Source organism: Chitinophagales bacterium (assembly GCA_020635995.1).
Taxonomy (GTDB): Bacteria; Bacteroidota; Bacteroidia; order Chitinophagales; family UBA8649; genus JAFMKE01.
Map to the genome: position 1 here is coordinate 617435 of JACJYS010000001.1, position 17170 is coordinate 634604.

Below are 17170 nucleotides of genomic sequence, written 5' to 3' on the forward strand. Positions count from 1 at the left end.
ATTGGTTTACAATTTAAAATTAGTATTTTTACCTACTATAATTGGTTTGTCATAACAGTATTAATTATGCTTTTATATTGATTTGACAACAAACTAAAATTTAACTTATGAAAAAAATTATACTAATATTCTTAATCCTTTTATTAGCAAACAGTTCATTTGCTTTAAATGTACCCAGATCAGGCAGTAATACTTATACAGATGATGGTGATTGTATGACTCTCTATGACGATGGAGGTACTGGGAATTACGGAAACAATTGGGATGGTTATACAGTTTTAAACCCAACAAGTGCGGGAGCGAGAGTATATATATCAGGCTCATACGAGGTTGAATCTAGTTACGATTATATATATATATATAGTGGTGTTGGCACAGGTGGAACCTTGATAGCAACTCTTAATGGTTCAGGTTCATATACTCATACTGGTAATGTAGGTGAGTCTATAACAGTTAGATTTGATTCTGATGGCTCAGTAACTTATTCAGGTTTTGAATTTACAGTAAGGTATGACGGATATGATATAGGAGAGGAAACAGGAAATGAGACAACAGCTGATTGTGTTACAAGAACTTTTGGTTTTGGATCAGGAGCGGCAGAAACATTTGCACTACAAACAAATACGAATTACTATTTTTCATGGAGTAGTGGCACTGGTGCCTCTGGTTTTCGTGGAGTTCCTAATTCGGGTTCCACTATTACAACTGATCAATCTGCTTGGAATTCAGGCTCTGCTACATCAATTAGATTTAGCTCAAATAGATTAAATAATTGTAGTTGGACTAATAGCTCCTCAACATTGACGTATAGGGTTGTTACTCCTGGCTCAGTATCAGTCAGTGGTGGTGGAACACAATGTGGAGGTTCAAGAACAATAACAGCAAGTGGAGGAGCAAATGGAACTATATACTTCCAAGGCACTACGAGCAATGGAACAAGTACAGCAACACCTAGCACATCGGAAAGCATAACAAGTTCAGGCACGTATTATTTTAGGGCCATGAATGGTGGTTGTTGGGGAACACAGGGAAGTGTGAATGTAACTATTAATTCTGTACCATCTGCTACAACAGTAAGCGGAGGTGGTACATTCTGTGGTAATACAACAATAACGGCAAGTGGAGGGTCAGGTGGCACAATATACTTCCAGGGCACAACGAGCAATGGAACAAGTACAACAACAGCAAGCACATCAGAGAACATAACGAGTTCAGGTACTTATTACTTTAGGTCAAGAAGTGTAGCAGGCTGTTGGGGAACACAGGGAAGTGTGAATGTAACTATTAATCCTAATCCTACGGCAAATGCAGGCGGGGCATTATCAGCGATATGTCAAGGAGCGACATCAGCGGCAATGGGAGGATCAGTAGGAGGCGGAGCAACAGGAGGCACATGGAGTGGAGGAGCAGGGACATGGGCAAATGCTACAAATCCTTCAACAGCTACATATACAGCAGGAGCGAGTGAAAGCGGAAGTATAACTTTAACCTTAACAACAAATGGAGGTTCATGTGGAACAACGACAGCGACAAAGACAATAACCGTAGATGCCACCCCAAGCACAGCAGTAGCAGGAGCAGATGCCATAGCATGTTTCCAAGATACCTTTACAATGTCAGGCAATAATCCGGCAACGGGAACAGGAGCGTGGACATGGAGTCCATCAACACCAACATATGTAAACGGCACAAGTGCTGCTGACTATAATGCACAAGTAAGTTTTGCATCAGCAGGAAGTGGAACATATACCGCTACATGGACAATAAGCAATGGCGTGTGTGCTGACAGTACAGATGATGTGCAAATAGATGTAAACGTAGGATTACCAATAACCACTACAGCAGGAGCTACAGGCACATGCGTGTCAAATGGGGTAAGTAACTGGGTACATTTCTTTGATGCAAGTGGAAACATAATAGCATCAGTAAATGACAACGGACAAAGCATGGGCGATGTAACCGTAGAAGTACCAAATGTAGGAAATGCAAGTGCCTCAGCAGTATGTAGCGGAGGTAATAATGCGTATATGGGAAGATATTTTAGATGGAGTAGTAGCAATACAGGTTGGTATACCAATAATGTAACCGTAAGATTATACTTTACAACAGCAGAGTTAAATTCCTTAATAGCAGCATCGCATACATCAAGCACAGCACCGGCTTATGACCCCAATGGATGCGAAGATGATGATGATGTAAATACCATAGGAGATATAGTAGGCACAAAATATGCTACAGGAACAGCACCAGGAAGTGCAGGAGGCACATTCTTAACACAAATAGGAAACGGCTATGATGCAACTTATGCAGCCAACTATGTGGACTTTAATGTAAGCAGTTTCTCTGATATTTATTTACACGGGTCAGAACATAATGTGCCACTACCGGTGGAACTAGTAACATGGGAAGCCAAAGGTGTAAACAATGAGTATATAGCTTTAAACTGGAGTACAGCTACAGAAATCAATAATGATTATTTTGAAGTACAAAGAAGTACAGACGGCATCAACTTTGAGAAGATAGCCAAAATTACGGGCAATGGAAACAGTAATGAAATAAGAAACTACAATTATAAAGATATAGAAGTAGTAGCAGATGAATTGTATTATTACCAGTTAAAGCAAGTGGACTATGACGGACAGTATGAGATGTTTGATATAAAAACGGCATCAATAGGAAAAACACAAAGAGATGAGATAGGCGAGATAATCCCGAACCCGTCAAGAGAGCATCATACCAGTGTAAAAATAGAGATGACGATAAGCGAAGCACAGGATATAAGTGTGAATATCTATGACCAAGTGGGTAAGTTAGTAAGAACAGAAAAGATAAGAGTAGAAACAGGCAAAGCGAGCTACACGGTAAATACAGAATATTTATCAAGTGGCACGTACTTTATCAACTTTGAAGGCACATTTGGCAAAGAAACCAGAAAGCTTTTGATAACTAAATAGCAAATAATTGTATAAATAATTAAAAAATGGAGTAGATATTCTGCTCCATTTTTTATTTTTACATAATGAACCTTAATGATTTTATAAAAATCTTCACTGAAAGTTTTGACGAAATAAGCGAAACACTCACAGCATCAACAAAATATAAAGAATTGGAGAATTGGACATCTATGCAAGCTCTTTTGCTTATAGCTCACATAGATGATACTTTAAATGTAGTTTTAGATGCGGAGGATATTAAAAATACTTCAACAATTGCCGAGCTATTTGATGTGGTAAAATCAAAAATGTAATGGCAATATTTAGCATAAATAATATATCTATTAAAGGAATAGTAGCCTCTTTACCCAAAACCAAAGTAAGTAACCAAAACTACCCATACCATACTCAAAAAGAAAAAGAACAGTTTGTTAAAACTACGGGTATAAAATATAGAAGGGTAGCAGATAATAACACAACAGCCCTTACTCTTTGCAAAGCAAGTGCTGAAGAATTGCTAAATAAAACCAAAACGGATAGAGCAGCAATTAATTTATTAGTTTTTGTAACGCAAACTCCGGATTACACTATACCTTGCTCTGCTACAATATTGCAAAATCAATTGGATTTGCCACAAACTTGCTTAGCTTTTGATATTAATTTAGGCTGTTCAGGCTATGTTTATGGTTTATCGGTAGTAGCTTCTTTATTACAAAACACAAAAGGTACAGCCTTACTTTTAGTAGGCGATACTTCTACCAAAATAATAAATGAAAAAGACAAAGCTACGGCTCCATTGTTTTCCGATGCGGGCTCTGCTACACTTTTAAGTTATGACGGCAATGCAAAACCGATGTATTTTAATTTACAAACAGACGGAAAGGGTTATGATGCTATTATTAGAAAAGATGGTGGCGTAGCAAGTCCTTTTACCAAAAAATCTTTATTATTTGATGAAAATAAAGGTCATAGTCCTATAGATATGACATTAGACGGCATAAAAGTTTTTAATTTTTCAAGACGAGAAGTTGTCCCAAATATTAATAATTTAATATCATCTTTTAATATAAATAAAGAAACTATAGAATATTATTTTTTTCATCAGGCAAATAAACTAATGAATGATAGTTTGATAAAAAAACTCAATATTGAGCCTTCAAAAGCACCAAGCACTTTAGAAAATTATGGGAACACCAGTTCCGCCTCTATTCCCGTTACTATAGTTGCTACTTTATCAAATAAACCTCAACAGAATTATAATATTATACTGTCGGGTTTTGGCGTAGGATTATCATGGGGCTCAGCATATATTAACCTACAAAACACACTAATTTTAGCTATAGTAGAAATATAATACCAATTGTTAACACAAAATAGTCTAATCTATTTTGTGCTTTACAATGGTAAATGCCGATAGAACTATGACTATCCGTTATTATACCAATAATTTATGCTTTAAGGTAGCATCTCGGGACGTTTAAGTAATTTGAGTTACAGTTTGTGGTCTTTTACTTTTGTCTTGATACAAAAGTAACAAAATCTACCTATCGGCAGACAGGAATCAAGACTGTAATCAAAAATACTAAAATGCCATAAAACAGACGATGACAAATTAATGTATGCTCAATTTTAGTTTTCCCATAGTGGTTCTACTTGTAGGAGCATACTAATTTGTCTGTTTGCCGTTTTATAATTTCATTCATTTTGGATGTCTGTTTTACATCATTTCTTAACGTATTTTTGATTAAGGTCAGATAAAAAGTGCACCTTAAGTTTGCAAGTGGGGCACCCATTAACCGAAAACTCCGTAAAAAATTAAACTGTTTGAAGAACGGAGTGATGAGTTTTTGATTTTTAGGAGTTAAGGTTATAATGGGTCGCTGAAAACTTAGTGCGATTCTTTTGTAACTTTTCTACTAAAGAAAAGTTAATGTAAAATACTTCATAGGTATCTTTACGGATAGTCATAGATAGAACAATATATTTAGTACAATAAGGCGAAGCCGAGATTGGACTATTATATATTCCTAATAGGTATAAAAGGAGCTCAAAAAAATGAACTCCTTTTACAATTATGAAAAGATTATCGTGTTTTTTTTAACGCCCTATTTTAATCTTTTAATAGAACATCCTTTAGCGGCACTTTCGGGAGTAGTTATTTCTCTTCCACTGGCTAATTGTTTTAAAGCGGTGTTCAAATACCATTCTTTCACTTCATTTCTGCTTTTGCTGTTATCGTCTATAGCTCCTTTATACACTAAAACACCATCTGCATTAAATAAAAATACGTGAGGTGTAGTTTTAGCACCAAAAGCATTAGCCAATTTAGAATTTTCATCTACCAAATAAGGCATGGTATAATTTTGTGCTTCAGCGTGTTCTTTCATGGCTTCAAAAGAGTCGTCTCCTTCTCTTTTAGCGGCATTAGAGTTAACCAAAATAAATTCTATACCCGTAGCTTCTGCTATTTGTTCTATTTCAGGGTATCTATCTTCCCATTGTATTACAAACGGACAAGTATTACAAGAAAAAACAACCAAAGTTCCTTTCTCTCTTTTTGCATTTCCCAATTCATATTTATCGCCATTTACATTCATCATCACATAACCTTTCATTGGCATTTGAGCACCTAATTCTAAGGTCGGATATTTCTCCACTTCTCCATCTTCCGGCTTAAATGACATAGAAACCACAGCAACAAATAATACACTTAATAATAATAGTTTTTTCATCCTTTATAATTTATTTGTACCAAAAATAATGCAAATACTTTTTATTTTAAAACAAAGTTTCTTAAAAAGCCTTAATTCTTATAGCAATATATTTATTTTGCATTCATTAAATAATATGGATAATTTTTTAACAGAACTAAACGCAACACTTGAAGGCGAATTGTTTTTTGACAATTTACACAAAACAATTTATGCTACTGATGCATCTGTTTATAGAGAAATGCCGCTGGCTGTTGCTTATCCTAAAAACCAAAAAGATATACAAACACTAATAAAGTTTGCTACAAAACATAAAACTACTTTAATCCCCCGAACAGCAGGAACTTCCTTGGCAGGGCAATGCGTAGGAAACGGAATAGTGGTAGATGTGTCAAAATATTTTACCGATATTTTAGAATTTAATGAAAAGGAAAAATGGATTATTGTTCAGCCGGGTGTTATACGAGATGAACTCAATCAATTTCTTAAGCCTTATGGTTTGTTTTTTTCGCCAGAAACTTCTACTGCCAATAGAGCCATGATAGGCGGAATGGTGGGCAATAATTCTACAGGTACAAATTCTATTGCTTTTGGCAATACCAGAGATCATGTATTAGAACTTGAAGCCATACTTAGCGATGGAAGTGTAGTGGTGTTTAAAGATTTAGATAAAAGTGAGTTTAAAGAAAAACTACAATTAGAAACTTTAGAAGGCACTCTTTATAAAGATATTGTTGCGTCTTTAGAGCAAAAAGAAGTTCAAAATGAAATAAAAAATCAATTTCCTAAACCGGCAATACACCGAAGAAACACAGGATATGCCGTAGATGAACTGCTAAACAATAATATTTTTGACAGCAAGCAAGATAAACTTTTTAATTTCTGCAAATTAATATGCGGTTCAGAAGGAACTTTAGCTTTTATTACTAAAATTAAGCTCCACTTATTGCCACTTCCTCCTAAAGAAAATGTGTTGCTTTGCCCACATTTTAAAAGTGTGAAAGAAGCCTTACTGGCGGTTCAAAATATAATGCCTTTAAAACCATACTCTTGCGAGCTTATGGATAAAATTATTATTGATTGCACCAAAGAAAATAAAGCTTTTGATAAGTACAGATTTTTTATAGAAGGCGAACCAGAAGCGGTGTTAATGATAGAACTAAAAGCAGAAAACACTACAGCACTTAGCAAACAAATAGAACAAGCTTTAGAAATAATAAATAAGCAAGCAGCAATGTATGTTTGCCCTCAGTTAAAAGGGAATGAGATAAGCAAAGCTTGGTATTTAAGAAAAGCAGGATTGGGCTTATTGGCTAATATTCCGGGCGATAAAAAAGCAGTAGCGGTAATAGAAGATACCGCAGTACACATAGATGATTTAGCTAATTATATAGATGAATTTACCGCTATGATGGAAAAACATCATCAAAAAGCGGTGTATTATGCCCATGCAGGAGCAGGAGAACTGCATTTGCGACCTATTTTAAATTTAAAAGAGAGTAATGACATTGCTTTATTTAAAGAAATAGCGTGGGATACGGCTCGTTTAGTAAAAAAATATAAAGGCAGCCTTAGTGGAGAGCATGGAGATGGTCGTGTGCGAGCCAGTTTTTTGCCTTTTATGTTGGGCGAAAAAAATTATCAGTTACTTAAAGATATAAAACATACATGGGATGCTGATAATATATTTAATGCCGGAAAAATAATAGATGCTAAACCCATAGATGAAGATTTAAGATACGAAGCGGATAGAAAAGAGCCGAAATTAGCAACCTTGCTAAATTTTGATGCCGAAGGAGGAATTTTACGCTTAGCAGAAAAATGCAACGGTAGTGGCGATTGTAGAAAAACACATTTGAGTGGTGGTACTATGTGTCCAAGTTATATGGCTACAAAAAACGAAAAAGATACCACCAGAGCAAGAGCTAATACACTGCGAGAGTTTTTAACGCAAAATAATTCGGAACGGCAAAAGTGGAATAGCAAAGAAATAAAAGAAGCCTTAGATTTATGTTTGAGTTGCAAAGCCTGCAAAAGTGAATGCCCCAGCAATGTAGATATGGCTTTAATGAAAGCTGAATATACCTATCAGTACAACAAAATAAATGGCACGCCTTTTAGGTCAAAATTGTTTGGTAATGTTGAAAAACTAAGCAGATTGGGTAGTGTAGCTCCAAGTTTTACAAATTGGGTAAATGGCTTAAGTATTACCAAAAAAATAATGGGTTTAGCTCAAGAAAGAACAGCACCTAAAATTGCTAAGCAAACACTTCGCAAATGGATTTCTAATAATAGGGTAGTAGATAGCAGTTTTCAGAAAGCAGACAATAAACCTACTATATACCTATTTATAGATGAATTTACAAACTATAATGATGTAGAAATAGGCAAAAAAACAATTCTTCTGCTTCAAAAATTAGGATATATTATTAAAATAGCTCCCATATTTGACAGTGGCAGGGCATATTTATCAAAAGGAATGTTAGATGAAGCCAAAAAAATAGCTAATAAAAATGCAACAACTTTATTGCCATTAATTAATAAAGAAAACCCATTAATAGGCATAGAACCAAGTGCTATACTTTCATTTAGAGATGAATATGTAAGATTAGTTGACGATAAAAATTATAAAAATTCATCTGTAGCAAAGCACAGTTACACTATTGAAGAGTTTTTAGCTCAAGAAATTAAAAAAGGCAATAGTACTTCCGATTTTTTTACAGAAGAACATTTGCAAATAAAACTGCACGGACATTGCCATCAAAAAGCCATAAGTGAACAGAACTACACAAAGGAAATGCTTAGCTTGCCCCAAAATTATCATGTAGAAATACTACCGACAGGTTGCTGTGGTATGGCGGGTAGTTTCGGCTATGAAAAAGAGCATTATGAAGTTTCTATGAAAGTAGGTAATTTAGTGCTTTTTCCGGCAGTGAGGGCAATGGAGCAGAAGGAAGTTATTTGTGCACCGGGCACCAGCTGTAGGCATCAAATACACGATGGCACTCAGCGTACGGCTCTGCACCCTGTTGAAGTTTTATACAACGCACTTAAATAATTCCCCTTTGTGTGTCATTCCGACCGCAGGGAGGAATCTACCTTAATTTGAAGAAGAGTATAATCACATAATGTGAAACATTTTCCTACTTTACCTTTTCATGGTTAATAAAAATCAACACATTATAGTGTGCACATCCACACTCAAACTCTTTTCTTTCCAAACCTAACAGTTAATAACAAAACCTGATAGTAACTGTTAGGTTGTATAGCATGATAAACGGGGTTATAAAACGCTACACGGAAAGTCCCCCGTGGGGGATTTAGGGGGCTCTTTTGCGTTCTTAGCGTTCTTTGCGAGAAAAAGATTACTTCTTCGTTCCGTTTCACTGCACTCATCGCAATGACGTGTGCTTTCACCCGAAACCATAAAACGCTACACGGAAAGTCCCCCGTGGGGGATTTAGGGGGCTCTTTTGCGTCTTTGCGTCTTAGCGAGAAAACATCACACCCAAACTCTTTTCTTCCCAAACTGTCAGGTTATAGCAAGGTTGTAGCATACAATGCACTTACGTAAATAAAAAAAGCTCTGCAAGATGCAGAGCTTTTAAAGAATTTGTTAGATTGAATTTATCTTATAACTAAGCCAAATTGAGCAAAAGATTTTCCGTAGCCCACTTCAGCAAACATACCGATATTGCTTTTAGGATAAAAACGAACCCCTACTTGCGGTCCTGCATGAACACCACCAAAAACATCTCCCGTACTTGGAATAAATGCCGGTCCTGCACCTACGTTTACTCCTGCATAAATATCTAATTTGTCCGATTTAATATCGCTACTTACTTTATCATCTATTAATTGATAAAAGTGGAAATTAGCTTGAACTCCGAGCGGAACATATAAAGATGTAGTGCCTCTAAATCCTCCTGCGGTAATACCGGCATGAAAACCTAAGCCTACATAATCATGTATGCCCCATTCTCCTTGATACTGAGTAGTGAAATCGGCAAAATTCCACCAAGCAGTTCTGCCGGGTGCACTTATACGCCAATAGTTTTGACCACCCACACCTATTTGATGATACATATTGCCTTTTTCAAATCCTTTGGTTTGGGAAAACCCGAATGTTATGGTGCATACCACAACAACAATTAAAAATAGTTTTTTCATAATTTTTTATTTTTTGGTTAAATTAATACCGCAAAGTTCTGTAAAAAAACCGATATATTAAAATACCCAGTCAGTATTTCCGCTTGAAAATTTTTTCCTTGTTTCGGCTTTTTCCTTTTCTCTTTCTAATATTAATTTTGCAATGGAATTAGAAGCTTTTTCAGCACCATTTATTTCTAAGGCTTGCTTTACCTTTTTTTCGCTTACGTCTAACCGGTACAATACTAAAAGCAATTTTTCAAAATCAGTATCTATTAATTCTTGTACGTATTGTTCTACTAATTTTAGTAATTGCTCCTCATTTTTAACAGCTTCTGTTAAATCTGCCCTTAAGCTTAAAGTATTTTGTATTTGTTGTTTTAATATATCCACTTATTTCATTAATTTTGAGAAAAACTAATTAAATACTAAAGTTATGAAGAAAATTGGAATATTGTCTTTTGTGGTGCTTTTTATGGGCGGATTGTTTTTTCAATCTTGCGAAGAATTAAACAATTACCTTGGTGATGATACCGTGGCAGGATTAAAGCAAGCTCTTACTATAAGTACCGATACTACTGTGGCACAAGGTGGTGTAGAAAATGGATTTTACCAAAATTTGGCAATTAAAATATTATTTCCGCAAGAAGCTCAAGAAATTTTAGATTATGTAGATGCTTATCCTGTATTAGGGATGGCTTTAGATGGTTTAACAGAAAATTTTGTGCACCGCATGAACCAAGCTGCCGAAAAAGCAACCCCTTTAGCTAAAGATATTTTTGTAGAAACTATTACTAATATCACTTTTGATGATGCTTTAGGTATTTTAAACGGAGGCGATTATGCGGCTACTAATTTTTTAGAAAATAATGCTCGCCCGGCTTTGTACAATACCTTTAAACCTATAGTAGAAAGCAAAATAAGCGAAGTCGGAGCAGATAATATTTGGAGTCAAGTTACTACAAGCTATAATACGCTTAGCGGTCAGCAGGTAAATACCGATATAAATGACTACATAACTAACAAAGCTTTAGACGGAATTTTCTACTTAATAAGTCAAGAAGAAAAGAAAATTAGAGAAGACCCATTGCATAGGGTTACAGAATTATTACAAAAAGTTTTTGGGTAGAAAACACTATCCTTTTATAGTTTTTTCTTCAATTCCCAGTCCAAACAGAGCAAAATCATATTTAACGGGGTCTGTTTTATCTATTTTTTTAAGATTCTCGGTTAGTTCAAGCACCGCTTTAAAATCTGTGGGTTTTCTTTTAACCAATCCCAGTTTTTTAGCTTGTCTTTCCACATGAATATCTAAAGGACAGAGTAATTGGCTCGGCTTAATGTTTTTCCATAAGCCAAAGTCTATTCCTTTATCATCTTCTCTTACCATCCACCTTAAATACATATTTAGTCTTTTGCATGCCGATTTTCTGGCAGGAGTGGCTATGTGTTTTCTTGTTCTTGCAGGGAAAAAATCAAGTGAAGTAAAGTAGTTGTGAAAATGTATAAGTGCATTTTCCACAGTTTTTTCTTTTGTAGAAAAATTTATAGTAAAAGCGGTTTCTAAACTTTCATGTTTTTGATAATGCTGTTTTAAAAATGCAATGAAGTAGAGTAAATCTGTGGCGTTAAAAGTTCGGTGTTTAAAATTTAGAAAAGGTTTTAAATCTTCGTCTGAGTGGTTGATTATAAAATTGTAAGGATTGTTTTCAAAAAGTTCTACCAGTTTAAAACAATTGTTTATTATAGTTTTTCGTTGCCCCCAAGCTAAAGTGGCAGCAAATAAGCCCATAATTTCTATATCTTGTTTTTTACTAAATAAATGAGGTATCTGAATAGGGTCGTTATCTATAAAGTTAGGCTGATGATACCTATGGTAAGCATCATTTAATAAATCAATAGTTTTTTGAGGTATTTGCATGTTTAAATGTTATACCAATCTGGTTAATTCAAAATAGTCCAATTTTTTTGGTTTTCTAATGGTAAAATGCCGTTAGATGAATATATTTAGTACAATGAGGCGTAGCCGATATTGGACTATTATATATTCCTAAACGGTATTAGTCATGCAAAATTAGCATGGCTACATTAGTGTTTTCTGCCAGTTCTTTACTAAAACTTTTATGAAAAATTCTCTCAAAAAATGATTTATGTCGGTTTACACTAACTAAACAGTCTATATCGTTTCTTTTTATAAAATCTTTTATCTCATCTAAGCTATTTTCGTTTTTTATAGTAGCAATATGCAGATTGGGCAGTTTAAAATAGGCTCTTAGTTCATTAAGTACTTTTTCTTTTTGCTCGTCTTTTACATCATCATTTTCTACATTAAAAGGGTATAGTTTTGCAGAGGTTTGCTCAAGTATGGCTCTTAATGGACTAAGCACTTCTTTGTTTACATTTCCTCTATAATCTACGCCTAAAGCTATTTCTTTAAATCCTTTATGGTTAAAATTTTCAGGGATAACATACAAAGGCACTTTTAAATTTAATATTAAATCGGAAGTATTGCTACCTACCAAAAGTTCTTTAACAGCGGTCATTCCTTTAGCTCCCACTACCACTCTAACTTCATCGTCTTCTTCATCTATTAGAGTATTTACAGCTAATAAAACATCGCCAAAAAAGGCTTTAGTAGTTATTCTATCTGCTAAATCAGGGTAATTTTTAAATAGCTCGTCTTTATAGTTAGCTAAATCTTCCATAGATTGTTTGTGCAATATATCGGACAAAGAAACTATAGATGCGGCACTTGTTCTGGGCGTTTTATAAGTGTTTAGTATTATAAAATTTGCATTTTCGTATTTGTAAAAATTCAATGCCCAATTAATGGCATGTTTAGAATTAACTGAAAAATCGGTAGGAAGAATTACTGTTTTCATCTGTATTAAAATTATATAACAAAGTTACGAAATTTTAGGGGGAAAACTGTGGTTTAGTGTTTTATTTGGGTTAAGTTTTTTTGGCTACAGAGTTTACTTCTAACTCTTCAAATTCAAACTCCGGTTTTTCAATAAAAAGATTGCCTTCTATAGTTTCCAGTTTGTTAATTGTGGCTTTTATAGCGTGTTCAGATTCATCTATTCCTATCCAATTTCTACCATTTGTTTGAGCTGCTTTTAAAGTAGTACCAGAACCACAAAAACAGTCAAGTACAATACTTTTTTCATTTGAAGAAGTTCGGATAATTAAATCTAATAAATCGGCATTTTTTTCAGTTGGATACGTTGGATATTGTGGGTCTTTATATTCCCAAATATCTTGAACTCTTTTTCCTTCTCTTTCGTCTGCAAAAATTATTTTTCTTGGATTTCCCGTTGATGACCACTCTATTAAACTCTCTTTATCCCATCGCTCTAATGTTTCTACGTCTGTTCTCCAATGTCTTCCTTTTGGCGGTAAAATACCTTTAAAAGGCTGATTTGATTTGCCGGTTTCAGTTTCACCCGGTGCGTGAATAGGAACAGTTGTATATCTTCTTCCTTGTTTATTTGTTTTTGGGAATAGCTTTTCTAAATCTTTCTCGGTATATTTTTCTCTTGGCTCATTCCAAATTGGGGTGCTTGATTTTGTATAAAAAAGAATTAAATCTTTTACATTTCCGTAACCAATTCTATTGAAATTTTTTGGATTGCATTTTACTCTTGTAATATCATTTCTAAAATTTTCTATACCAAAAACTTCGTCCATTACTACTTTTACATAGTGACCAATTTTATAATCTATATGTAAATAAATAGAACCTTGTTCAGATAGTAATTCTTTTAGCAAAATAAGTCGCTTTTTTATGAAATCTAAAAAATCATCTCCGATTAATTTATCGGAATATGCTATATCGCCATTTTTTGAGTTACTAATTGTAGAAGCTCTTCCGTCTGTAATAGTAAAGTTGCCTCCCGTAGCAAAAGGTGGGTCAATATAAACTAAATCTATCTTACCTTTTAAATCTCTCTCATTCAGCAAGTAATTTAGCCCTTCAATATTATCGGATTTTATAAGTAAGTTCTTCATAAACTATATTTGATAGAGAAATTCTCTTAAAACAAGAGCACTCATTATATTGTAATCTTTATAAGTTTCGGTAATTTTAGTATAATAAGGGCTTTTTTCTTTTAACCAAGGAATTCCATCAATAATACCTATAGCTATCGCATTATTAATTTCATTTGTAATAGTAGTAATAACATCTGTAAATGCAGTTCCTTGATTACCTCCTACAGCACTAATAAATTTAGTTTCAGCAATAACATATTTACCATTAAATCTTCCAACAAAATCTAAACCTTTATTCTTGGTATAACCAAAATTTTCTCTTGCAAACTTTGTTAATAATTTACCTCCTCCTTTTAGTATAGCATTATCTTTTGAGTCAATAAATTTTGATAATTCAATTGGTTTAACTCCAAGTACTCCTTTATTTAACCAATCTGAAAATTTTCCTCCCATTTGAGTGTTAGTTTCTTTCGGCTCTGTACATTTCTCATATAATTTTGAAAGTCCTATTTGATATATATTTCCCGCTAAACGATTAATAGTTTGAGGGTTTCTATCAATGCTATTGCTATCCATTCTTAAAAATGAAACATAGCTATCCTTAACAGGAAACCTTTCAAGCAAAAGCAAATTTTTTATTAGCTCTTTGTTGTTTTGTTCATTAAAAGATTTTTCAATTTTTTGCCAAATCTTTTTATCTACATTTCTTATTCCATTAGGAATTGTTGGATAAACTTGAAACAAATCGTCCAAATAAGACCTTTGATTTGCATATTCAATACTTAATTTAGTCCATTTATTCATTTTACAAAAATAACAATTATTAGGAATTGGTTTTTTATGGGACATAATATTCAGTTGAAACCAATAGACCAGCATATTTTTTTTTACCCCAAATACTTAGCTACTATAGGCATTCTTCTTCCCATGCCAAAAGATTTGGTGCTAATACGCAACACCGGAGCCATTTGATGACGTTTCCATTCACTCATGTTTACCAACTTTAGCACTCGGTTTACTAATTTTTCATCGTAACCCATTGCTATTATCTCTTTTGGTCCCTGCTGTTTTTCTATATATTGGTACAATACCGCATCTAATAAATCATAATCGGGTAAGCTATCGCTGTCTTTTTGGTCTGGTCGCAGCTCTGCCGAAGGAGCTTTTGTTATAATATTTTTAGGTATTATTTCTTTATTTCTATTAATGTATTCAGCAAGTTCATAAACTAAATTTTTATATAAATCACCTATTACAGAAAGTCCGCCACACATATCGCCATATAGCGTGCCATAGCCCACAGCCGCTTCACTTTTATTAGTGGTGTTAAGCAATATATATCCCAATTTATTAGACATTGCCATTAGCGTTAAACCCCTTAACCGTGCTTGTATATTTTCTTCTGTTACATCTGCTTCCTTTCCTTCAAAATGCGGATTTAGGTTTTTCTCCACTTCGTAATACATATCTTTTATAGGTATTATTTTATATGGCGAATTTAAGTTTTTTACCATTTGCAAAGAATCATCTACCGAGTGGTTGCTACTATACTGCGAAGGCATTAAAACAGAAAGTACATTTTCGTTGCCTAAAGCTTCTACGGTAAGAGCTAAAACCAAAGCCGAATCTATACCTCCCGATAAACCTAAAACGGCTTTTTTAAAACCTAATTTTTGAAAATAATTTTTAATTCCAGAAACTAAAGCCTTATGAATACGCTCTATTTTTGAAGTGTTTTGCTCTTGTATAGGCAGTTTATTTATTTCTGCCACATCAACTATTTCTATACTTTCTTCAAAATAATTTAACTCTTTTACTATTTCTCCTTTGCTATTGCTGACCAGAGAACCTCCATCAAAAATTAATTCGGTTTGAGCACCCACATGGTTTACATATATTAATGGAATACCGTAGCGTTTTGAGTTGGCTTTAACTATATTTTTTCTGCTTTCTGCCTGTGTATAGCTAAATGGAGATGCCGATAAATTTAGGATTAAATCTGCTTTTTGCTGTATCAAAATGTCCATAGGACAAATGGTATATAATGGGTTTTCATTAGCTATATTCCATATATCTTCACAGATGGTTAAAGCTATTTTTTTTCCTTTAAATTCTACAACGCTAAACTCTTTTGCCGGTTCAAAATATCGGTATTCATCAAATACGTCATAAGTAGGCAGTAGTGCTTTGTGTGCCACATACTGCACTTCATTTTTATAAATAAAATAAGCTGCATTAAATAAATCTTTGCCTTCAATATTTGGGTTAACAGCGGGAGCACCTACTACTACGGCAATTTCGTTAGTTAAAGATTTTATTTTGTCTATTACTTCATTGCTTCTATTTATAAAATCACTAAATTCTAAAAAATCTCTTGGAGGATAGCCCGTAATAGAAAGTTCGCCAAATAAAATTAGTTCAGCACCTTTGGTTTGAGCTTCTATAATAGCGTTTTTAATTTTAATAAAATTTTTATCAAAATCTCCAATTATATAATTAAGCTGTGCTAATGCAATTTTCATAAATTATGCGTTCTTTAGTGTTATATATGAGTTAGCTTGTGCCGTTGCAGTAAGTACCACATCGTTTAAATTTACATGCTTTGGAGTGGTGGCAGCATAATATATTACATCGGCTACATCTTCGGCATACAGTGGTGTAAAACCTTTGTAAACATCATCTGCTTTGCTTTTATCGCCCTTAAAGCGTACTGTAGAAAACTCAGTATCTACCATGCCCGGAGCTATTGAGGTAACTTTTATCTCGTAAGGCAATAAATCTATTCTCATTCCTTTAGTTAAGGCATCTACTGCGTGCTTAGTGGCACAATACACATGCCCTCCGGGATATACTTCTTTGGCGGCAGTGCTACTTAAATTTATAATGTGCCCGCCTCCGTTTTTCTTCATTAATTCTACTATTGGTTTAGTAATATATAGCAAACCTTTAACATTGGTATCTATCATGGTTTCAAAATCTGAAATATCAGCATTGTCAAAAGTTTCTTTACCTAATGCTAAGCCTGCGTTATTTACTAAAACATCTATTTTTTGCCATTTTCCTTTTAACGATTTTACAGCTTGATTAACCGCTTCTTTATTTTGAATATCAAAAGATAAAACCAAGACTTCAACATTGTATTTTGCCTCAATTTCTTGTTTTAGCTGGTCTAATTTTTCTTTTCTTCTTCCGGTAATAATAAGTTGATGCCCATTTTTAGCAAAGTGTAAAGCTGTAGCTTTCCCTATTCCCGAAGTGGCACCCGTAATACATACTATCATTTTTCGTATTTTTTGTAAAGGTAATTATTAGAATTGAGATGAGAGAATTTGGCATTGATACCGCTTAAGAATATATAATAGTTTAATGTTGACTTTTCATTTT

At 34.0% G+C, this 17170-nt stretch carries 14 protein-coding genes; 5 read left to right on the top strand and 9 right to left on the bottom strand.

Features of this window, described 5'->3' with window-relative positions; genetic code table 11:
- Positions 1–107 precede the first annotated feature (107 nt).
- The 3 genes from H6578_02650 to H6578_02660 all read left to right on the top strand — a co-directional run bounded on the left by H6578_02650 (position 108) and on the right by H6578_02660 (position 4287).
- Positions 108–2954 (top strand): T9SS type A sorting domain-containing protein, encoded by a 2847-nt coding sequence (locus tag H6578_02650; protein MCB9226060.1) that lies wholly within the window; start codon positions 108–110, stop codon positions 2952–2954.
- Positions 2955–3019: 65 nt separating this feature from the next.
- Positions 3020–3247 (top strand): acyl carrier protein, encoded by a 228-nt coding sequence (locus H6578_02655; protein ID MCB9226061.1) that lies wholly within the window; start codon positions 3020–3022, stop codon positions 3245–3247.
- On the top strand, positions 3247–4287 hold the full coding sequence (locus H6578_02660; GenBank protein ID MCB9226062.1) for a ketoacyl-ACP synthase III: 1041 nt from the start codon (positions 3247–3249) through the stop codon (positions 4285–4287). Before H6578_02655 ends, H6578_02660 begins: the two co-directional genes overlap by 1 nt.
- Positions 4288–5038: 751 nt before the next feature.
- Here H6578_02660 and H6578_02665 read toward each other — a convergent pair.
- Positions 5039–5665 (bottom strand): thioredoxin family protein, encoded by a 627-nt coding sequence (locus H6578_02665; GenBank protein ID MCB9226063.1) that lies wholly within the window; start codon positions 5663–5665, stop codon positions 5039–5041.
- Positions 5666–5780: 115 nt separating this feature from the next.
- Here H6578_02665 and H6578_02670 point away from each other — a divergent pair, with 115 nt between their 5' ends.
- Positions 5781–8702: an FAD-binding protein gene (locus H6578_02670; GenBank protein MCB9226064.1), complete on the top strand. Its 2922-nt coding sequence runs from the start codon at positions 5781–5783 to the stop codon at positions 8700–8702.
- A 569-nt stretch (positions 8703–9271) separates the two neighbouring features.
- Here the strand turns inward: H6578_02670 and H6578_02675 are convergent.
- Both H6578_02675 and H6578_02680 read right to left on the bottom strand, forming a co-directional pair.
- A complete protein-coding gene (locus H6578_02675) occupies positions 9272–9814 on the bottom strand; it encodes a hypothetical protein (GenBank protein ID MCB9226065.1) in 543 nt (180 codons plus the stop codon).
- Positions 9815–9871: 57 nt separating this feature from the next.
- Entirely contained in the window at positions 9872–10186 is a 315-nt protein-coding gene (locus H6578_02680; protein MCB9226066.1) for a hypothetical protein, read from the bottom strand.
- Between the two features lie 43 nt (positions 10187–10229).
- Here H6578_02680 and H6578_02685 point away from each other — a divergent pair, with 43 nt between their 5' ends.
- A complete protein-coding gene (locus tag H6578_02685; GenBank protein MCB9226067.1) occupies positions 10230–10922 on the top strand; it encodes a DUF4197 domain-containing protein in 693 nt (230 codons plus the stop codon).
- Positions 10923–10928: 6 nt separating this feature from the next.
- Here H6578_02685 and H6578_02690 read toward each other — a convergent pair whose 3' ends face one another.
- The 6 genes from H6578_02690 to H6578_02715 form a co-directional block, all read right to left on the bottom strand.
- Positions 10929–11714 carry a TIGR02757 family protein gene (locus H6578_02690; protein MCB9226068.1) on the bottom strand — a complete coding sequence of 262 codons (786 nt, stop codon included), beginning with the start codon at positions 11712–11714 and terminating at the stop codon, positions 10929–10931.
- Positions 11715–11853: 139 nt separating this feature from the next.
- Entirely contained in the window at positions 11854–12675 is an 822-nt protein-coding gene (locus H6578_02695; GenBank protein MCB9226069.1) for a universal stress protein, read from the bottom strand.
- Positions 12676–12745: 70 nt separating this feature from the next.
- Positions 12746–13804 (bottom strand): site-specific DNA-methyltransferase, encoded by a 1059-nt coding sequence (locus H6578_02700; GenBank protein ID MCB9226070.1) that lies wholly within the window; start codon positions 13802–13804, stop codon positions 12746–12748.
- 3 nt (positions 13805–13807) lie between these two features.
- Positions 13808–14590: a restriction endonuclease gene (locus H6578_02705; protein MCB9226071.1), complete on the bottom strand. Its 783-nt coding sequence runs from the start codon at positions 14588–14590 to the stop codon at positions 13808–13810.
- Between the two features lie 83 nt (positions 14591–14673).
- On the bottom strand, positions 14674–16308 hold the full coding sequence (locus H6578_02710; protein MCB9226072.1) for an NAD+ synthase: 1635 nt from the start codon (positions 16306–16308) through the stop codon (positions 14674–14676).
- A gap of 3 nt (positions 16309–16311) precedes the next feature.
- Positions 16312–17067 (bottom strand): SDR family NAD(P)-dependent oxidoreductase, encoded by a 756-nt coding sequence (locus tag H6578_02715; GenBank protein MCB9226073.1) that lies wholly within the window; start codon positions 17065–17067, stop codon positions 16312–16314.
- Positions 17068–17170: the final 103 nt, after the last annotated feature.